This is a genomic window from Agrobacterium sp. T29, from assembly GCF_006970545.1.
Classification (GTDB): Bacteria; Pseudomonadota; Alphaproteobacteria; order Rhizobiales; family Rhizobiaceae; genus Agrobacterium; species Agrobacterium leguminum.
In genome coordinates this window covers 2075660-2094469 of sequence record NZ_CP040640.1, presented here as the reverse complement: position 1 = coordinate 2094469, position 18810 = coordinate 2075660, and the positions used below count along the sequence as shown (strand labels likewise).

At 59.6% G+C, this 18810-nt stretch carries 17 protein-coding genes and 1 riboswitch; of the genes, 7 read left to right on the top strand and 10 right to left on the bottom strand.

Annotated features, from left to right (window positions below; genetic code table 11):
• Window positions 1–2: 2 nt before the first annotated feature.
• Window positions 3–680 (bottom strand): class I SAM-dependent methyltransferase, encoded by a 678-nt coding sequence (locus tag FGF54_RS10605; RefSeq protein WP_142779631.1) that lies wholly within the window; start codon window positions 678–680, stop codon window positions 3–5.
• Between the two features lie 35 nt (window positions 681–715).
• Window positions 716–1153, bottom strand: a complete 438-nt coding sequence (locus FGF54_RS10600) for a DUF1636 domain-containing protein (RefSeq protein WP_142779630.1) — start codon at window positions 1151–1153, stop codon at window positions 716–718.
• A gap of 29 nt (window positions 1154–1182) precedes the next feature.
• Window positions 1183–1404: riboswitch (cobalamin riboswitch) on the bottom strand.
• A 181-nt stretch (window positions 1405–1585) separates the two neighbouring features.
• Here FGF54_RS10600 and FGF54_RS10595 point away from each other — a divergent pair.
• The 3 genes from FGF54_RS10595 to FGF54_RS10585 are packed head-to-tail and all read left to right on the top strand — an operon-like array spanning window position 1586 to window position 4178.
• Window positions 1586–2482: an ABC transporter substrate-binding protein gene (locus tag FGF54_RS10595; RefSeq protein ID WP_142779629.1), complete on the top strand. Its 897-nt coding sequence runs from the start codon at window positions 1586–1588 to the stop codon at window positions 2480–2482.
• Between the two features lie 4 nt (window positions 2483–2486).
• Window positions 2487–3398, top strand: a complete 912-nt coding sequence (locus FGF54_RS10590; RefSeq protein ID WP_142779628.1) for an amino acid ABC transporter permease — start codon at window positions 2487–2489, stop codon at window positions 3396–3398.
• Window positions 3399–3401: 3 nt separating this feature from the next.
• On the top strand, window positions 3402–4178 hold the full coding sequence (locus FGF54_RS10585; RefSeq protein ID WP_142779627.1) for an amino acid ABC transporter ATP-binding protein: 777 nt from the start codon (window positions 3402–3404) through the stop codon (window positions 4176–4178).
• A 31-nt stretch (window positions 4179–4209) separates the two neighbouring features.
• On the opposite strand, the gene FGF54_RS10580 is transcribed toward FGF54_RS10585, so the two are convergent.
• Entirely contained in the window at window positions 4210–5085 is an 876-nt protein-coding gene (locus FGF54_RS10580; protein WP_142779626.1) for a LysR substrate-binding domain-containing protein, read from the bottom strand.
• Window positions 5086–5195: 110 nt separating this feature from the next.
• Here FGF54_RS10580 and FGF54_RS10575 point away from each other — a divergent pair, with 110 nt between their 5' ends.
• Genes FGF54_RS10575 through FGF54_RS10560 form a run of 4 tightly spaced genes read left to right on the top strand, consistent with a single transcriptional unit; the run spans window position 5196 to window position 10634 of the window.
• Window positions 5196–6407: a PLP-dependent aspartate aminotransferase family protein gene (locus tag FGF54_RS10575; protein ID WP_142779625.1), complete on the top strand. Its 1212-nt coding sequence runs from the start codon at window positions 5196–5198 to the stop codon at window positions 6405–6407.
• A 40-nt stretch (window positions 6408–6447) separates the two neighbouring features.
• Complete coding sequence (locus tag FGF54_RS10570; protein WP_142779624.1) at window positions 6448–7851, top strand: M20/M25/M40 family metallo-hydrolase; 1404 nt, start codon at window positions 6448–6450, stop codon at window positions 7849–7851.
• A gap of 7 nt (window positions 7852–7858) precedes the next feature.
• Window positions 7859–9337: an aspartate ammonia-lyase gene (locus FGF54_RS10565; protein ID WP_142780208.1), complete on the top strand. Its 1479-nt coding sequence runs from the start codon at window positions 7859–7861 to the stop codon at window positions 9335–9337.
• A 55-nt stretch (window positions 9338–9392) separates the two neighbouring features.
• Window positions 9393–10634: an MFS transporter gene (locus FGF54_RS10560; protein WP_168208059.1), complete on the top strand. Its 1242-nt coding sequence runs from the start codon at window positions 9393–9395 to the stop codon at window positions 10632–10634.
• Between the two features lie 35 nt (window positions 10635–10669).
• Here FGF54_RS10560 and FGF54_RS10555 read toward each other — a convergent pair whose 3' ends face one another.
• The 7 genes from FGF54_RS10555 to FGF54_RS10525 form a co-directional block, all read right to left on the bottom strand.
• Window positions 10670–12814, bottom strand: coding sequence for a TonB-dependent siderophore receptor (locus FGF54_RS10555; RefSeq protein WP_142779623.1), 2145 nt, complete (start codon window positions 12812–12814; stop codon window positions 10670–10672).
• Window positions 12815–12899: 85 nt separating this feature from the next.
• Entirely contained in the window at window positions 12900–13727 is an 828-nt protein-coding gene (locus FGF54_RS10550) for a DJ-1/PfpI family protein (protein WP_142779622.1), read from the bottom strand.
• Between the two features lie 48 nt (window positions 13728–13775).
• The gene (locus FGF54_RS10545) at window positions 13776–14555 is read right to left on the bottom strand and encodes a DJ-1/PfpI family protein (protein ID WP_142779621.1); all 780 of its coding nucleotides are present in this window, start codon (window positions 14553–14555) and stop codon (window positions 13776–13778) included.
• A 64-nt stretch (window positions 14556–14619) separates the two neighbouring features.
• Window positions 14620–15207 (bottom strand): SCO family protein, encoded by a 588-nt coding sequence (locus FGF54_RS10540; protein WP_142779620.1) that lies wholly within the window; start codon window positions 15205–15207, stop codon window positions 14620–14622.
• Entirely contained in the window at window positions 15204–16127 is a 924-nt protein-coding gene (locus FGF54_RS10535) for a copper uptake system-associated protein (RefSeq protein ID WP_246666941.1), read from the bottom strand. The genes FGF54_RS10540 and FGF54_RS10535 overlap by 4 nt, the downstream gene beginning before the upstream one ends.
• A 28-nt stretch (window positions 16128–16155) precedes the next feature.
• Entirely contained in the window at window positions 16156–17580 is a 1425-nt protein-coding gene (locus tag FGF54_RS10530) for a PepSY domain-containing protein (protein WP_142779619.1), read from the bottom strand.
• Window positions 17581–17922: 342 nt separating this feature from the next.
• A complete protein-coding gene (locus tag FGF54_RS10525; RefSeq protein ID WP_142779618.1) occupies window positions 17923–18324 on the bottom strand; it encodes a DUF2946 family protein in 402 nt (133 codons plus the stop codon).
• Window positions 18325–18810 lie beyond the last annotated feature (486 nt).

The following is an 18810-nucleotide window of genomic DNA, read 5'->3' as shown; positions in this document are numbered from 1 at the left end:
ACCTACTCCGGAGCAATTGCGGTGAGAATGAAGAAAGCGATAGGGGTGTTCGGATCGTCATAGACGGCGCCATAGGGATCGCCTGGCATCAGGTGACGCCAGCTTTCCACTTCGCCGAAGCCGGCGTCATCGATCAGGCGACGGGCATCGGCCTCAGTCAGGCCATTGTAGAAAGGCAGGTTCGCCCCGAACACGTCGCGGCTGTCATTGGCGCGCTGGCGAAACCAGAGCCCGTCCGAGACGAGGAGCTTCCCACCCGGGCGCAGTATCCTCCGTGCCAGGGAGAGAACTGCCGGAGGGTTTTCGAGGGTCCATAGGACATTGCGGAGAGTGACGATATCGGCGCTTGCTTGAGAGAGCGCAGCATCATCCATCGTGGCGTTTATAAACTGGATGTCGAGCTCGGCATCGACTGCTGCCGATCTGGCATGGGCGAGCATCTCCACCGACCCATCGACCGCGCAGACACGATGGCCAAGGCTGGCTGCCAGGAGCGCGCAGGCTCCCGTACCGCAGCCGAGGTCCGTTACATCCCGCGGCACATTTCCCAAGGCCGCTTCGAAAACGGCCCGCCAGGATTCCGCATCGCGTCTATGGGACGCCGACCCGTCGAATTTCCAGGCACGTGAATTCCAATGGTCCGCCATGGCGGTAGCGGTGGTCGGAGCCACGCGTTCCATATCGACATCTCCAAGTTTGAGTGAGCGTGAGGCGATCATTGCGCTGGATCTGCAGGTCGATAGATCATCGCCGGCAGGCGGGCCAGGATGTTGTCGGCGAGCTTGCCGGGCCGGTCGATAGAGCGACACCAGCCGTCATCGAGCGCTGCATAGAGCTGCGCAAAACGCACGATGTCAGCGACGTCGTCGATCGGATCAAGGTTGAAGAAAACCCAGCTCGCCTTTTCGGGTGCGCGAAACGCGACCGAACAGGGTTGATCGCAGCCGCCCATGCAGGCGGTTCCCGTAACCTCGAACTGCCCGCAGAAATCAGTCGCGGAGATTGCGGCACGCAGATTGTTAATCATGGAAACGCCGGGGCGTCGATGACGCTCGGTGCGTTTACAGCCCTTGCACACGAGGACTTGATGCGGTGTGGACTGAACCACGGAATAGGCAGGTGTCGCCACCGGCCGGGATAATGCCTTCGCCATCACTGCTCCTGACCAGACTCCCCGCCCGGTTCGGTTTCAACTGCGATGGCAGGTCTCCTGACTTGCGGGTCGTCGCGTCCTCCACCTTCCCAGCGCCCCGAACACGGATTGCCAGTGGTATCAGGAGGTTGCTCGCCGCTCACAGTTGCGGGGGCAGTCACGGTCTTGGCCCCTGTTGGGTCATCCTCACCGTGTTCCCTTTTCACCTGACGTTGCTTGGCATGTCAGGAACCATCGACGCGAACCTAAACGAGAGGCTCGTCGAGTCAACTGTGTTATTTTTGCCGAAATCCAATAACCTGTGAGAATAGAGTGGGCCGATCTTATTATTGGACGGAGGGTTTTCCGGGTTTCATAGTGCGATTGTCGGGTGATGATGTCGGTCCTCCCAAGCGTCACTCAATCCGTCGCAAAACAATATGGGGAACAACAATGTTCAAGACACTTACTCACCTGCCGATGTTTGCCGCGCTCGCTGTGATTTCCATGAGTGCCCAGAGCTTCGCCCAGAGTTTCGACACGTCCTCGATCAAGCTCGAGGAAGCCCTGGCAGCCCGGTTGCCGGAAAAAATCAAGTCAGCCGGCGTGCTGACGATCGGATCCGATACCGCGTATGCACCCTGGGAATTCCTGAGCGAGAAGGATGGGCAGACGCCTGAAGGCATCGATGTCGACATCGCCAATGCCATCGGCAAGAAGCTCGGCGTCAAGATCGACTTCCAGACATCCGCCTTCGAAGCGATCCTGCCGGCTCTCGGTACCAAGTTCGACATTGGCGTCTCGGCGTTTTCGGTCACCAACGAACGCATGAAAGCCGTCAATTTCGTCAGCTACGCGGATACCGGCAGCATGTGGGCGGTGAAGGCAGGAAACCCGACAAAATTCGATCCCGGTAACCTTTGCGGCCGCAAGATCGCGATCCAGTCTGGCAGCTATCATGAGAAGGCAGTCATTGCCGAAAGCGATCTCTGCAAATCCGCCGGCAAAGCTGAAATTGAAATCCTGCCTTTCTCCAAGCAGCCGGAAGCTCTAACCCGCGTCGCTGCAGGCGGCGCAGACGCGACCGTTTCGGGCGAAGCGGGCATCGGTTATGCGGCGAAGCAGTCGAAAGGTGCTTTTGAGATAATGAAGCCCACGGGCGGCGCATTGAGCAAACACGGCCCGAACGGCATTGCCGTTGCCAAGTCGGATATGGCGTTGACCGAACTGATCGCTGATACGATCAATTCCCTGATCGCCGACGGCACCTACAAAGCGCTGCTCGATACCTGGGGCGTCGGGTCCGTGATCGTGGAAAAGGCTCTGGTCAACCCCGAAGTCAAGATCTGAGCCGATGGCTACCAACGTTGAAAATATCGGAGCCGGCTTCCAGCCGGTTCCTTCCGAAAAGGCGGCAGTCGCGCGCAACGTCGTTGTCCCGCGACGTCACCCCGGCCGCTGGCTCGCCGTCGCCATTCTGGCAATTCTGGCGCTGCAAATCGTCCAGGCCGTTTCAACCAATCCCAATTTTCATTGGGATGTCTACCTGACCTATGTGTTTTCTGCGCAGGTCATTCGCGGGGTTGGCTGGACGCTCCTTCTGACAGTCGTCGCCATGACCGTCGCGATCGTAGTTGCAGCCCTGCTTGTCATCATGCGCGACAGCGACAACCCCATTCTGCGCGGCATCGCCTATGGATGGGTGTGGTTCTTCCGGGGAACACCGATCTATACGCAGCTGCTTTTCTGGGGACTTTTTGCGGTTCTTTTCCCCAATCTGAGCCTTGCTATCCCTTTCGGCCCTGAGATCATCAGCGTTGAGACCAAATATATCGTCACGCCGGCGCTGGCGGCCATCCTCGGCCTTGGTTTCAACGAGTCGGCCTATCTGACCGAAATCTTCCGGGCGGGCTTCAATTCGCTTGATCGCGGGCAGGCCGAAGCGGCGCAGGCACTCGGCATGAAACCGGCGAAGATCTGGTGGCGGATCCTCATGCCCCAGGCGATGCGGGTGATCATACCGCCGACGGGCAACGAAACCATCGGCATGCTGAAGATGACATCTCTGGTCCTCGCCGTCCCGTTCACCCTGGACCTGACCTTCGCGACCAATGCCATCTCGAACCGTCTCTACCTGCCGATCCCGCTGCTACTGGTGGCCGGCACCTGGTATCTCGCCATCACCAGCCTGCTGATGGTTGGCCAGCATTTCCTCGAACGCCATTTCGGTAAAGGCGTTTCAGTTCACCCGACACGGGCGGAGTAGGTCATGAACGCACATGTTTCCGAGTTCTGCGTCGAAATGCAGAACATTCACAAGTTCTATGGCCCTGTTCACGCGCTGAAAGGCGTGGATCTCCGCGTACGGCGTGGCGAAGTCTGCGTTGCCATCGGCCCGTCCGGCTCCGGAAAATCGACGCTGCTTCGATGTATCAACCAGCTGGAGAGCATTTCAGCCGGCCGGGTTTTCCTCAAGGGCCAGTTGCAGGGCTTCACTGAACGGGATGGTCGTTTTCATCCTCTTGCGCCGGGCCAGGTTGCGGCACAGCGGCGGCTGACGGGAATGGTGTTCCAGCGTTTCCACCTGTTTCCGCACATGACCGCCCGCGAAAACGTTATGGAGGGTCCTCTTCATGTCAAAGGCTGGTCAAGGGAGCAATCCCGAAAGAAGGCTGACGACCTGCTTGGGCGTGTCGGGCTGGACGGTTTCGGAAGCCGCTATCCCGCACAGCTTTCCGGCGGCCAGCAGCAGCGCGTCGCCATCGCCCGCGCGCTTGCGATGGAGCCCGAGGTGATGCTGTTCGATGAGCCGACCTCGGCGCTCGATCCCGAACTGGTCGGCGAGGTCCTCGATGTCATCAAGGATCTCGCCCGCAGCGGCATCACCATGGTCGTCGTGACGCATGAAATCGGCTTTGCCCGAGAGGTGGGAAACCATCTCGTTTTCATGGATCAGGGCCAGATCGTTGAGGAAGGTCACCCACGCAGCATGCTCGCCGATCCGCAAAATCCGCGCACTGCCGCCTTTCTATCCAAGGTGCTTTGAGGCGGCCATGCTCATGATCAGGAGAAAGCGCTCAGATCGCTCCGCGCAGCACCCGGATGAAATCCTCCAGAACTGTGGACGGGAGACGATTGGGCGGCGTGATCAGAAGCGTTCGGAAGTGAAGCGCCGGCTCGAAGGGTCGAAGCGTCAAGCCGTGGCCTTCATAAGGTTCGGCCGTCAGCGGGTTGACCAAGCCGACCCCGATGCCGGCAGCCACCATGGCACAGATCGTCGTCGAGTACGGCGTTTCCATCACCGTGCGTACGGTGATGCCTTCCTTTGCGAAGGCGATCTCCGCTTCGCGACGGGTTGTGTCTTCGGGAGCAAGCGCCACAAAGGCCTGTCCCGCAAGGTCGGCCGGGCGGATGACCTCAAGGGCTTCGAGCGGATGTCCTTTGGGCAGTGCGACGGCCACGCGGAACTGGGCGAACTCCTCGACCTCGACGCCGGTTCTATCGATCTCGTCGGCAACGATTCCGAGGTCGAACTGGCCGGATGCCACGAGGTCACGCACGTTGGAAGACATGCGTGCCTGGAAAGTCACCGCGACATTCGGGTTGGCCTGCATGAAGGCGTGAAGAGCACGGGGCAGGACATTGGTCGACAGGGCGGACAGACAGGCGATCCTGATTTCTCCGGAACCGTAATCCCGGATACGGGCTGCCGCGCCGCGAAGATGGGTCAAGCCCAGAAAGGCCTGCTCTACCTCCCGGAAGAACAACTGACCCTCCTGGGTCGGTTGCAGCCGTCCCTTGATCCGCTTGAACAGGTCGAAACCGAGCGAGCGCTCCAGCTCCTGGATCATCTTGCTGATGGCAGGCTGGGAGACATGCAGCACCTCGGCGGCGCGGGCCGTCGTGCCATTCGTCATCACCACCCTGAAGACTTCCACCTGCCTCAGGTTCACCGGCGGCTCCCTATGTCATCAATAACTTCAACGAATAGCAGTAGCGCAAAATTGCCCGTTTCGGAATTGGTTTCCGCGAGCGTGCCGCGTCTCTTCCGAAAGGCTTTTCCATGAGCGATCTCACCCAATGCGTCCTCACGCCCGAAGTGCCAACGGACGGTTTCGCGCCGCTCGGCGTAGGCGTTCATCGTGCCTCGACGATCGTCTTCAAGGATGCCGCGGCCTATGCCTCGCGCGGAGAACGCGGCCATGAAGGCTATTCCTACGGTCTCTATGGCACGCCGACCACGCGCACGCTCGAAGCCAAGCTAACGAGCCTTGAAGGCGGCGCCTGGACATTTCTGACGCCTTCGGGGCAGGCCGCCAACGCATTGGCGGTGCTTCCATTCCTGGCAGCCGGCGATCACATTCTCATTGCCGACACCGCCTATCCGCCGATGCGCGACCTGGCTGAGACCGATTTGCATCGCCTCGGTGTCGAGGTCGAATTTTTCGATCCCCGGTCGCCGGAAGACGTCGCCTCCAGGATACGGAAGTCGACCCGGATCGTCTGGTGCGAAAGCCCCGGGTCGACCACGATGGAAATCCTCGACTTGCCGCGGATCGCCGCGATCGCCCATGAGCATGGCGCGCTGGTCGGCGTCGACAACACCTGGGCGACACCGCTGAATTTCAAGCCGCTCGAACATGGCGCCGATATCGTCACCGAGGCGCTGACGAAGTTCGTATCGGGCCATTCCGATGTGTTGATGGGTTCCATCACGGTGCGGGATGCCGCCCTGATCAAGCCGATCCGTGCGTTGATCGGCCGAATGGGCATCGGTGTTTCGCCGGACGATGCCTCGCTTGTCCTGCGCGGCTTCGAGACGCTGGGCGTGCGTCTGCGCCATTCGGAGCGGGTCGCGCTGGATTTCGCCCGCAGGATCGAAGACCATCCACTCGTGACGCAGGTCCTTCATCCTGCCCTGGAATCCTTCCCCGGTCATGCCTTGTGGAAGCGGGATTTTCTCGGCTCCAGCGGTGTGTTCAGTATCGTTTTCACCGAAGCGGCGTCCAGCCATGTGGCCGCTTCCCTCGATGCGTTGAATGTCTTTGCCATCGGCGCATCCTGGGGAGGCACACGCAGCCTTGCAGCACCCATGTCCATCGCAGGCTTTCGCAGCGCTACCGCCTGGAGCGGTCCCGACGTCATCCTGCGCCTCAGCATCGGGCTGGAGGATGAAAGGGAGCTCTGGGAGGACGTGGAACGCTTGCTCTCCTCCCTCGATGCCAGCACGACCGTCGCAGCTGACGCAGTGACGAAGACGGCACGTCACGGCTGATACCGCAAGCGATAGTTCAAGGATACGGGAAGGAAAAGACGTGCCAAAGACTGAAGACGTGCTGCGTGATATCGACGACAAGTTTGATGTTACCGTGGGCAAATTGCTTGAACTGGTTTCGATACCGTCGATCTCCAGCGAACCTTCTGGCGAAGAAGGGATTACACGGGCGGCGGAATGGCTGCGACAGGAGCTTTCTTTCATGGGGCTTGCGGCGGATGTTCTGGCGACAAAGGGTCATCCGGTCGTTCTCGCTCGCTCCTTCACGGCTTCGACAGAAAACAAACCACGCCTCCTGTTCTACGGACACTACGACGTCCAGACCGTCGGTGATATCAGCCAGTGGAAACACCCGCCCTTCGAGCCGACCGTCCTCAAGGAGGATGGCGTCCACAGGTTCTATGGGCGCGGCACTTCTGACAGCAAGAGCCAACTCTGGACCTTCATCGAGGCATTGCGGGCGTGGAAAAGCGTGCATGGCGAATTTCCCGCAGACGTCATCGTCATGCTTGAAGGCGAAGAGGAGTGCGGATCGCCGAGTTTGGCGGATTTCATCGAGGCGCACCGGGAAGACCTCGCCTGCGATGTTGCCTTCATTTGTGATGCCGAGATGTGGTCGGCGACGCAGCCGGCGATTACCACCCAGCTCAAGGGGCTGGTCCACGAACGTGTGACGATCTCCGCCCCCAATCCGGACTTGCATTCGGGGCATTACGGTGCGGTTGCGGCCAACCCGATCCGGGTTCTGAGCACCATTCTCGCAAGCCTGCATGACGGCAAGGGGAGGGTTGCTATCGATGGTTTCTATGATGGGGTGCGCGACATCCCTGATGCCGTGCGCCGGCAATGGCAGGAGCTTTCATTGCAGCCCGAACTGTTCGCCGATGTCGACCTTGCAGGCGGAATAGCGGAGGAGGGCTACGCGCCGATCGAAGCGATGTGGGGTCGCCCGACCGTCGATATAAACGGCATTACCGGGGGCAATCAGGGGCCGGGCGAACGCTCAGTCTTGCCGGGATCGGCAACCGCGCGGCTGTCCTTCCGGCTGGTGGCCGGACAATCGCCGGAAACGATCCGCCAGCGCTTCCGCAGCCATGTCGAACGGATGGTGCCGGACGGGTGCCGTGTCGAGTTCGAGGGCCAGGGTGGTAGTTCCGCGGTCGTGCTGTCGCAGGACAGCCCCTACCTGAAGGCGGCGGCTCGAGGGCTTGAGAAAGAATGGGGAACGCCTGTCATTCTGCGTGGGACGGGAGGCGCCATCCCGTTGGTCGAACAACTCAGCGAGGCCCTGCAGACGGAATGCGTGGTCATCGGTTTCATTCTGCCCAGCGATGCCATCCACGCTCCCGATGAGCGTTACGACAGCGAGCGACTTCGGCAGGGTGCGAGAAGCTGGATACGGATCTTCGAGGAGATCCGCGCTCAGATGTCGAGTCAGGCCTAGACATCCCATGACCCCGAAAGAGCCGTCCGCACTCGTATCCGCCATCCCATCCGCTCGTCTGGAAGAAGACGCTCTCGGCACGCGGCTTATCGCAAACCACATCGTCTATGGCATCCAGACGGTGCGGGCTGTCGAGAATTTTTCGATCTCCGGCCGCACCATCGCCGACATCGAGGGGTTCGTACCGGCGATCCTGACCATCAAGCAGGCGGCGGCGCGGGCTAACCGGCGGGACGGAAAACTCGAGCCCGGCATTGCCGATGCCATCGACGCTGCTGCGTCCGGCTGCCTTGCGGAAACGTCGAGGGAACATTTCCCCGTCGATATCTATCACGGCGGAGGTGGCACGGCCGCGAACATGAATGTGAACGAAGTGCTTGCCAACGAGGCGAGCGAGATCCTGACGGGGCGCCTGGGGCCTGATCCGGTGCATCCCAACACCCATGTCAATATGAGCCAGTCGACCAACGACGTCATTCCGTCCGCCATGAAAATGGCCGTCGGCGGTGAGCTGGACGCTCTTTGCCATGTTCTCAATGGGCTCATCGCGGCCATATCGCAAAAGGAAGCGGAGTTCTCGGGCGTCGTGAAGCTCGCCCGAACCTGCCTGCAGGACGCGCTTCCGATTACCTTCGGCCAGCAGTTCTCAGGGTATCGCGGCGCGTTCGAGCGACATGTACAGGAACTTAAGCGTCTGGAAGACGGTTGCCTGAGCCTTCCCCTCGGCGCCACGGCGGTGGGAACAGGCTTTGGAGCGACAGCGAACTATCGTGCCTATGTCTTCGAAGAACTCAGGTCATTGACGGGCAAGGCCTATCACGCCGAGAGCAACTCCTTCGATGCCCTGCAGAATGCAGATTTCTGGATCGGCGTCTCAGCGGGGCTAAAGGCAACCGCCGTGAGCTTGTCCAAGTTCGCGTCCGACTTGCGGCTGATGTCTTCCGGTCCTCGTGCCGGTTTGAGCGAAATCACCCTGCCGCCAGTTCAGCCCGGTTCGTCCATCATGCCTGGCAAGGTCAATCCGGTCATGCCGGAGATGATCATGCAGGTTGCGTTCCGGGTTATCGGCAACGACGCCACGGTCACCCGTGCGGCAGAAGGCGAGCTCGACCTCAATGTCTGGGAATCCATCATCCTAGAGAGCCTGAGCGAATCCATTCGATTGATGCGCCGCGCAATTCCGCTCTTTGCGTACGGCTGCGTGAAGGGCCTCACGGTCAATTCTGCAGTAGCAAACAGGGACGCATCATCCTCCCTCGCGCTTTCGACGGCACTTGCGGAGATATTCGGATACCCGGCGGCTTTGCGTGTTGCAAAACATGCCAGCAGCAACAGCATCTCGATCTCAAGGGCTGTCGTCGAATGTGGCTTGCTGGACGAGAAGGGTGCGGATCGCTTGTTCCGGGACGTGTCGATCTTCGCAAACGCAGAACAAGCCGAAGACATCATTCACAGCTTCCGGCGTCCTAATCCCCTCGCACCTTAACCTCGAGGCCCGATTTTCGACGCGCTTCCCAATCGTCCCTCATTGATCGCACCGCATGAAAGTTTCCTTGTCAGTCCCATTCCTGCGTCTATGGATCGGCAGCACCGCGTCGGGACTTGCGACATGGGCATTGCCGTTTGTTCTGGGCCTTGTCACGGTCAAAGGGACAATTACCGCAACTGAACTGGGGATCGCTCTGGCGGCACGTACAGTAGGCTTCCTGATCGCCGTTCCGGTGGGTGGGATCCTGTCTGATCGCATGGGGCCGAGACGTGTTATCCTTGTTTCCAGTCTTGCCGGCATGGCTAGTGTCCCCCTCATCATTGCCGGCCTCTTCGGCTCCGAACCATGGACTTCGGTAATCTTGTTGCTGGGGGCGATCGTCGTTGGCATGGGGCAAGGCGCATGTCGACCTGCCTATCAGGCCATCGTTCCAGAGGTCGTATCAATCGATGGGCTTCAGGCCGCCAATGCCGCCATGAGCATATCCGTCCGGGTGACGAGCCTTGCTGGTCCCGCGGCAGTCAGCTTCCTCGCGATCGTTCTTGGAACTGAGGCGGCATTATCTGCAATTGCGGTTCTTTGGTTGGTCAGTGCGACGATCCCACCCCAGGGGAAAAGTCAGCAAACAAGGGATGCATCGCAAAGCCTTGAGCGCGCGACGTTTTCGTTCTTTCACGAATTCCTCGCCGGCGCTCAGGAAGCGAAGCGACACCCCTGGTTCATTGCGGGGCTTGCGGCTCTGACCACCGTCATCGCGACGGGTTACTCTGTAACTGCCGTGCTCGTGCCCGGTATAAGCCAGGAGGTTTCGGGCGGAGCGACGCTCATGACCGCGACGGCAACCGCCTACATGATCGGTGCGCTCGCCGGCGCTGTTTTGGTCACGCGCTGGCGCCCAGTGAATACAGGTTGGACGGCGCTCGTCGGTCTGTCGCTCTATGGACTTGTCCCGTTCAGCCTGCTGATTGCAGACTATATAGCTGTACCGATTACGGCTTTCTTTGTTGCCGGAGTCGGGATCGAGATATTCAATGTGCCGTGGTTCACGGCCATCCAGAAGGAAATACCCCGCGATCGATTGTCCAGGGTTTCCTCATTGGATTTCCTTTTTTCGTACGGGCTGGCACCGGCGGGGCTCTCATTGATGACGCCACTTGCCAGTGCGTTTGGCCGCGATGCCATATTGGCCGCCAGCGGCGTGATATGCCTGGCTGGTCCTGTTCTGGCTATGTGTGTTCGAACCACGCGACACTTTTCCACGCGAAAGGTTTCGGGAAGCCATGGCGTCTCATGAGGGGAGACGCCAATATGCCCCACGTAGCGGACCACTCAGAACCGCTGTGAAACCGTCAGGAAGACTGAACGACCGGGTGCGGCCGCGACACCACCGACCAGATAGGCGTAAGGCATAAAATACTCCTCATCGGTCAGGTTCTTCACGACAAGATTTGCGGCAAACCCGTTTTCGTTCTTGTATCTGAGGGCAGCATCCGCCGTCACGTAACCTTCGGTCTCATACACATTGTCGAGTGCGAGTGGTGCCCCGGATGCAGCGTGGATCCCGGCGCCGGCGCTCCAGCCCTTCAACGCACCGTCGTCGCCAAAGCTGTAGTCCACCCAGAGGCCGCCGGAATGCCTCGGAATGGCATTGATCCTGTTGCCGGCCGGTGCGCCGCCGGGAATATCCTCGGTCAATCTGGCATCCACGTATGCGTAGTTTGCCATGATCTTCCAATGTTCGTCCGGCTGCCAGGTGACCTCGGCGTCGAAGCCGCGCGAACGTTGTTCGCCGATCGCCAGGCTCGTCAGCATCATCGGGTCGCTCGGATCGGTGACCGGCACGTTCGATCTTTCGATCTGGAAGACCGCGGCACTGCCTGAAATGCCGTTGTCGAGATCGAATTTTATGCCGGCTTCGTACTGCTTCGAGGTCTCGGGAACGGCAGTCCCGGAATAAAAGTAGAAGGGGTTGCCCTTCATGCCTTCGCTGTAGTCGGCAAAGACGGAAATCTGGTCGGTCACGTCAAACACGGCGCCGACACGTGGAAGAATCCTAGTTTCCGCCGTGGTATCCGTGCGGTCATAGGTGATCGACTGTTGATCGATTTCGAGACGGGAGAGGCGCAGGCCGGCCAGCAGATGAAGACGGTCTGCATAGGTCGACTGCAGCTGGGCGAATGCTCCATACGTTTGATAGACATTGTCGCCGTTTGACATCGCAACACCGGTCGGACGTTCATAGTCCGGCCAGCCCCCCGGGTTCATGAGGTCGATGACTGCGGCTGGCATCATGTCCATGTACATGATTGCCCGCTCGGACATCCGGCTGAAATCGGCCCCGAACAGAACCTTGTTGTCGAACATGCCGGAGGAGAATTCGCCCAGCACATGCGAGGATATGGCGAACTCCTCGCGGTCTTCCTCGACAGCCTGGTTATACAGGTTCCACGACGAGCCCCCGGCGTCCGGGGCGTTGCTGACGATGATTTGCGACAACTGATTGTAAGAGCTTTTTCCGTAGCGCAGCTTCGTGCTGCTCGACCATGTGTCGTCGAATTCGTGGTCGAGCGTCGCCGTTATGCTTTTGGTTTCCGAGAAACTGTCCGGCACATCCGGGTTGCCGATGAAGAGGTCGCGATTGAGCCGGAACGGGCCGGTGACAGTGCCGACGGCGGGGAGGCCCTGGTATTCCTGCTGCTCCCAGCGCGAGATGCGACCCTGCAGGGTCAGAGTCGTGTCTTCGTTGTTGGTGAGCGTCAGCGTCGGGTTGAAGGAATATCGATCGGTGTCGATGACATCGACCTCGGAGCCGGATTTCACATATGTTCCGGTTCCGCGAAAGAGCACAGTGCCTTCACTATTCAGCGGCTGATTTATATCGAAATAAGGCGCGTAATAGCCCTCGCTGCCCATCGTGCCGCCAATTTCGGCAAACCTTTCTACAGTCGGCAGTTTCGAGACGACGTTGATGACACCACCAAGCGGGGCTCCAACACCACCGCCATAAAGAATGGCGCTAGGCCCCTTCAGAACCTCGATCCGCTCGACATCGGCGAAGGAATTCGGATCGCCACTCTGAAGATAGGTGGTCATTCCATCGATATAGATTTCGGCGGGAAAGCCGCGAATGTAGTTGGAATTATAGACCGGCGTCTGAAGCGCCGACTGTCCGACCGCACCGCTGACGTTTTTCAGAGCCTCGCCGATCGATGTAATACCCTGATCGTCAATGACGCTGCGTGGCAGAACCTGGATTGACTGAGGCACTTCGCGAAGGGGCGTGTCGGTCAGGGTCGAGCTGGTTGCCGTAAGCGCGCGATATCCATCGACCTCGCCAGCAGTCGTGGAGACGATCCGCCCTCCTTTCGAAGCCTCGATAATAATCGGTTCAAGTTCCGTTGCCGATTGCTCCTGTGCGAACAACGGAGTTGCCAGCGCCGTGCTCATCAGGAGCACAAGTTTCAAATGTCTCATTGTCGAAAATTCCAGATCTAGAGCACCAGCAGCGTGCGATAGCCTCGTTGCACGGCGCACAATTGGGAGAGGGGAAAGGTCTTGATTATCTCGTGAAGGAAGCTGCCAGCGCCTCGGCCTGCTTCGTGAAACCGGCGGCCAGTTCGACCATGGCCTGTTTCACATCGGTGGGAGCCGTCCTCATCGACCCGGCATTAAACGGCGGGTGCGGATCGTATTCGCTCATGAGCTGGCTGCATTCGGCGTAAATCTGGTCTCGCAATTCGGCGACCATGGAAAGGCCGAAATCCAGTCCGGCGGTCACGCCCGCGCCCGTAATCCTGTTGCGATCGCGGACCACGCGATCGTCAGTCGGTATCGCGCCAAAGCCTGCCAGTGCATCCCGGCACGACCAGTGCGAGGTAGCCTTGTACCCTTTCAGCAGGCCTGCCGCACCAAGGATCAGCGAGCCTGAGCAAACGCTGGTGACGTACTTGGCCCGAGAACCGCGATCGGACATGAAGGCAATCGTGTCGGGATCCGTCGCGGCGGCGATCGTCCCCTCCGTGCCACCAGGCGTGAAGAGCACCGTGAGATCCCGAGGGCAGGTCTCGAAAGTTGCATCGGGGACCACGGTCAGGCCCGCATCGCTCGTTACCGGGTCGAGCGACTTGGCGACGATGTGGATCTTGACGCCCATCAAGGACCCGAACATGCAATGAGGTCCGATCAGATCCATGACGGTCATGCCGGGGTAGACCAGCATGGCGATCACCTCGTTCCCCATCCACGGTACCTTAGTCATATCGCGAGGCGTGCCCTTGCCGAGCTCCGGCATTTTATGTGGATGCTCGGATTGGGCCGCTGCGGTGGATGCGGCAAAGGGAGCGAGAAGCGCGAAAAGAGTGGCAGTTCGACGGTCGATATCGATCATGGTTTTCTTCCGGAAACGCGTTGATGAGTGAAAAACGGGTGCGAATATTTAGCTTTTGAGGCGTTCCGCAGCGCGCAAAGCCGCCGCTTTGGCCTCGTCCATTACGGACCTGCGCGCCTTGAGAAATGAGTTGGTGATTTCCGGCCCGGCCTTTTCGGGGCTGCCGGCGTCGAATGGCGGGTGGGGATCGTATTCGATGATCAACTGGATCCGCTTGGCTGCTTCGTCGCCGCGAAGTCGGGCGACGATCGAGAGACCGAAGTCCAGCCCGGCTGTGGAACCGCCGCCCGTGATAATGTTGCCATCCTCCACGACACGGTCATGCAGCGGGATTGCCCCGAATGTCGGCAGGATATCCCGGACGTTCCACAGCGTTGTTGCCCGCTTGCCCTGAAGCAGCCCGGCAGCGCCAAGGACGAGCGTACCGGTGCAGACGGCTGTGACGTACTTCGCACCGGCGGCCATCTCCCTGACGAACGAGAGTGTTTCAGCATCCTCCATAAGGTCCGTCGAACCGGCGAGTCCGCCCGGAATAAAGAAGACATCCACGTCGCGCGGGCAGTCCTTGAATGTCGTTGTGGCGGCGACCGGAATGCCGACATCGGTGGAGACCGGTGTCTGGTCTTTCCAGACGAGATGCACCTTGCCCCTGGTCATGTTGAACACAGTCATCGGACCGATGAGATCCAGGAGGATCATCTTTGGATGGATCAGCATCGCGAAGACCGGCCCATCGGCAGGAGACTGTGCGTGTGAGGCGGCCGCACCGTTGAGAAGAAGGCCAGCTCCCGTGGCGGCCATAAAGAGATTGAACTCCCGACGATTCATGATCGTGTCCTTGAGAATGTTAACGTTCTTGGGGGCTGGTCCGCCTGTGGCGGAGCCGCCATGCTCAGAGAAGCGTGCTCCTGATCGTTTTCAGGGCCTGGTCCGGGTCGGCGCCGTAAGGTAGCAATCCCTTCAGCCGGCCATCCGCGCCGATCAGGAGCAGCGACATCGTGTGGCTCATGTGGTAGTCGCCATCGTCGCTCGGAAGCTTCGCGGCATGTACCATCCAGCCATCGATGACCTTGCGCATCTCTTCAGGCTCGCCCGTGACACCGGTGATCCGATCCGTGAAGGCAGTGACATAGCCATGCATCACCTCAGGCGTGTCCCGTTCCGGGTCCACCGAGGAGAAATAGGTCTTCAACGGCGCACCGTCCTTCCCCAGAGCCTTCAGGTAGCCTGCGACCTCGAACAAGGTCGTAGGGCAGGCTTCCGGGCAGTGGGTGTAGCCAAAGTAGACAAGGGATGGGCTCCCTTTGAATATGGATTGATCGACAGGGTTGCCGCGATCATCGACCAGCGAAAAATGCGTTCTGAATGGCCCCGGGCGCGGGCTGTCGAGCCCGACCCAGACCATGACCCCGACAAGGAGGGAAACGAAGATTGCGGCGCAACCCGCGAAGATCGGCAATAGCGGATTGCGTGCAGTCATTTGCCATGACCCTGGTGCTCGCCATGGGCTGCGGAGGCCTCATCACCCTCAACCATGACTGTCCCTTCAAAGCTGGCAAACAGTGCAAGCTTTGCTGCGGGAATGTGCTTTTCGGCATCCGTCAGCTTTGCGGCGATGGCAGTCGCGTCCGTCTCCGACAGTCCCATCATGCGCAGGCCCTTGGCGTCCTTCAGGCCGTCGCCACTGCACAGGTGAATGCTCCAGCCAGCGTCTGTCTTTTTGAGAAGAGCGCGACCGCCTTTGCCGTCCTGGGTCCAGCCGGCGATCGCCCAGTCGCCCTGGATGACGACGGGTTCGACGGAGAGTGGCTTGTCCGCCGTCTCGAAGATCGCCTTCATTTTTGCCGGGATGTCCTTCATCGCATCCCCGGACACTTTGGCTTCCGTCTGCGCCGATGCGTGATCGCCATGGGCATTCGCATGGTCTCCGTGCTTCATTTCAGGTATGCCGCCAGCGGCAGGGCCGACCTGGAATTCAACCTCGACCGTGCCGGCTTTCTCGAAAGAGAGCGTGGCCTTCACCATCTCGCCTTCCTTGAAGGGCCGGGTCACGTTCATGAACATGACGTGATAGCCGCCCGGCTTCAGTTCGACGGTGGTATTGGCTGGGATCGTGATGCCGTCCTTCAGCTCACGCATGATCATGATGCCGCCATCCATCTTCATTTCATGGAGCTGGACCGAGGTGGCGCGATCGGATTTTGCGCTGACAAGGCGGTCTGCTGCGCCGTCGTTGACGATCTTGAGGTAACCGCCGCCAACCTTGGCGCCCGGCAGCATGGCTCGCGCGTAAGGGTGGCCGATCCGGATATCGCCGATATTGAAGCCGTGAGCATGAACCACGGCCGGGAATGTGAGTGTGAGGATGATGGCAAGCAGCCTGAACAGTCTTTGCATCATGATCGTTCCATTTGAATGTGGGTGAGATTTAGCTGAGCGCGCGCTTCAACGGCTTCACGTGCCGGATGACCAGCAGGTCCAGCACCAGCACGGTGACGAGAACGACGCCGGTGAGCGGGAAGAGCAGGGAGACAGCGACCATAACGATCGCACCGCTTTTCCAGACCGACATCTTTTCCGGAACGACAGGGGCTACGAGGCGGCTCGCGCCGGATGGCCGACGCTTCCACCACATCACGATGCCACTGACGGACAGGAAGATAACCGAGAGACAGAAGATCGTGTTGAGAGCGATATTCCAGCCGCCGCCCAGATCGCCTTCGTGAATGGCGATGCCGACAGCCATGGCCTTGCCGGCTGGGCTGTAGTCGGCGAACTTGACATCAGCCAGAACCTTGCCGGTGTAGCGATCAATATGAACGGTTCGGTCGGACAGAGGGTCGGCGCTGTCATTGCTCATCGTGTCTCGTGCGATCGTCCAGACGCCCGTATCTCCATTCGGGAAGGAGAGCTGGAAACGACCATCGAAACCGAGCGATCGTGCCTGTGCAACGACTGCATCGAGGCCGTCGACGCTATTCTGCGGCATCATGGCATGACCATTATGGGCGGCATGGGGATCGGAGGCGGGCATCTGGGTCTGCTCCAGCGCCCACGGCACATCCTTCACGCCATTATGGTTCATGCTGGCATGCGTGACATCGGACAGAGGAACGTTGTCCCATTTCTCGGCGGGGAACGTGCTCCACGCCTGTGTCATCTTCTCCCCCCAGATGCCCGCCCAGGACAGGCCGGAGATCAGGAAGAACAGAAGAAGAATTGCGGCATAGATGCCGACCGTCTGGTGGAGCGACTTCCAGAGCTGGCGGCCGCGACTAGTCAGTTGAGGTCGAAGCGACTTGGCAATTCCGCGACCTTCGCGCGGCCACCAGAGATAGGTTCCAGTGACAATGAGAACTACGCCGAAGCCTGCGGCGATCTCGATCAATCGATCGCCCAGGGTTCCAATCAACAAAGTCCCGTGGATGAGGTTGGCGAGGTCATAGAGGGCGTCGCGACGTTCCCATGTGCCGAGGACCGTTCCCCGATAGGGGTCGACCGCTACCATCGTTGACTGCTTGTCGACATTGACACGAAAGACCGCTGGCTGATCTTCCGTTCGCGGGACGATGTACTGAACGAGCGATCCGCCTGGAACCGCGGAGACCGCGGCATTCGCCTGTTCGGAGACCGCAATGGTGTGCGATGCCGAAACGACGGAATAGAGTTTTTCGCCGTCACGACCGACAAGGACTGATGACCAGAGCATGATCAGGCCGGTTATGGCCAGCATGATCAGAAACGGAGCGACATAGAGACCGGCGTAGAAATGCCAGCGCCATGCGGTGTTGTAGAATGCCCGGCTGAGCGATTTGTCCGCGCTTGCGGACGGAGTGTCGGCAGTGAGTGTCATTGGCAGTCCCCGAGATTGATGGTGATTGTCTGGCTGCCGCGATGAGCGGCCACGAAAGTGCCTTTGGTGTCAGCCGGAGGCGCGAACCGCTCGCAGGCAGTGATTGTTCGTGTGCGATGATATCCCGCAGGCAGAAGCGACGCGCTCTGATCGAGGGCGGCTGTGGCGGGATAGACTATGGCTGTGATGCTCCTCGCGGGTGCGATGAGAGCGCGATCCGCGCATGCGGACGCGGTGGTTTCGTTTGACATGGAAAGGGTTCCGGCAATGTGCCGGAAGGTATTCCGCCACAGGCGGAGCAAACCGGCACAGACTCAAATAGCTGCTGATCCCAGCGGCAATTTATGCAGTCAGGCCGGATGGAGGTCCGCGAGGAGATGTATTCGGCGGAAAGAGCTGACGGTAGAACGCTTCAACACGGGTCGGCGTGACACGCTCAGCCTCGCGAAGGATTGGCAGCCCGAGTGCATCGGCGGGAGCGGGCAGGAGCACCGAAGCCGTCAAACGGCACGCTTCGCAACCCGATCCGATGTCGTGGTGATCGTGCTTGGCCTTGCCGTCCTCCGATGGGAGGCAGAGAACTGGAAGAGTTCCGTCTGGAAGGACGTATTGTGCGATTTCTCTGAGAGGGATCTGGCTGTTAGCCAGGACCGGTGGCTTATGGGCAAAGCCTACCAACAGCAACGCAAGCGCGCACAAAGTGCGCACGATGCATTGTTCGGCAAAGCCCAATCGCTTGATCATCTATCCCCATAGTGCCCTGATAACACCTCCCGGAGACTATCTGCCGAGCGCTTCCTGCGCAATGCGGCATTTGGACATCTGTTGCAGCTAAACTAACTCGACACAACATTTGCCTGAACGAACATCTGCCACTCAACTTTTGAGGACTGAGAATGCGGTTCGAATTTTTCCGCCGTCGAACGCCGCCGTTTCTACGATCTTTTGCGCTTGGCAGGATTTTTCCAGATATAAAGGCGTACCTTCGGCGGCTATATCGTGCTGCGGAGGGTAATCGGCGGTATTTGGCGCGCCACGCCGGGTGAAGATGATAACTACGTTTACGCTATAGCACTCCTTTAACTCGGTTCGAAGCCTACATGCTCCGCTGCGGGATGGCATTCAGTCAATTGCAGGGCGGGAGTGCCCGGAGCGACTATTGGCTCGATGCGAGCTGAGCCAAAGCCACGATTGGCGTCTTACGCAAAAGTGTCGGCGCCTTGCGCCAAT

What these genes read in the sequence shown, in the direction of transcription:
- FGF54_RS10555 (WP_142779623.1), bottom strand. Translation starts at nt 12,814, where the DNA reads ATGAGACATTTGAAACTTGTGCTCCTGATGAGCACGGCGCTGGCAACT.
- FGF54_RS10550 (WP_142779622.1), bottom strand. Translation starts at nt 13,727, where the DNA reads ATGATCGATATCGACCGTCGAACTGCCACTCTTTTCGCGCTTCTCGCT.
- FGF54_RS10565 (WP_142780208.1), top strand. Translation starts at nt 7,859, where the DNA reads ATGACCCCGAAAGAGCCGTCCGCACTCGTATCCGCCATCCCATCCGCT.
- FGF54_RS10605 (WP_142779631.1), bottom strand. Translation starts at nt 680, where the DNA reads ATGGAACGCGTGGCTCCGACCACCGCTACCGCCATGGCGGACCATTGG.
- FGF54_RS10530 (WP_142779619.1), bottom strand. Translation starts at nt 17,580, where the DNA reads ATGACACTCACTGCCGACACTCCGTCCGCAAGCGCGGACAAATCGCTC.
- FGF54_RS10595 (WP_142779629.1), top strand. Translation starts at nt 1,586, where the DNA reads ATGTTCAAGACACTTACTCACCTGCCGATGTTTGCCGCGCTCGCTGTG.
- FGF54_RS10535 (WP_246666941.1), bottom strand. Translation starts at nt 16,127, where the DNA reads ATGATGCAAAGACTGTTCAGGCTGCTTGCCATCATCCTCACACTCACA.
- FGF54_RS10585 (WP_142779627.1), top strand. Translation starts at nt 3,402, where the DNA reads ATGAACGCACATGTTTCCGAGTTCTGCGTCGAAATGCAGAACATTCAC.
- FGF54_RS10545 (WP_142779621.1), bottom strand. Translation starts at nt 14,555, where the DNA reads ATGAATCGTCGGGAGTTCAATCTCTTTATGGCCGCCACGGGAGCTGGC.
- FGF54_RS10560 (WP_168208059.1), top strand. Translation starts at nt 9,393, where the DNA reads ATGAAAGTTTCCTTGTCAGTCCCATTCCTGCGTCTATGGATCGGCAGC.
- FGF54_RS10540 (WP_142779620.1), bottom strand. Translation starts at nt 15,207, where the DNA reads ATGACTGCACGCAATCCGCTATTGCCGATCTTCGCGGGTTGCGCCGCA.
- FGF54_RS10525 (WP_142779618.1), bottom strand. Translation starts at nt 18,324, where the DNA reads ATGATCAAGCGATTGGGCTTTGCCGAACAATGCATCGTGCGCACTTTG.
- FGF54_RS10590 (WP_142779628.1), top strand. Translation starts at nt 2,487, where the DNA reads ATGGCTACCAACGTTGAAAATATCGGAGCCGGCTTCCAGCCGGTTCCT.
- FGF54_RS10575 (WP_142779625.1), top strand. Translation starts at nt 5,196, where the DNA reads ATGAGCGATCTCACCCAATGCGTCCTCACGCCCGAAGTGCCAACGGAC.
- FGF54_RS10600 (WP_142779630.1), bottom strand. Translation starts at nt 1,153, where the DNA reads ATGGCGAAGGCATTATCCCGGCCGGTGGCGACACCTGCCTATTCCGTG.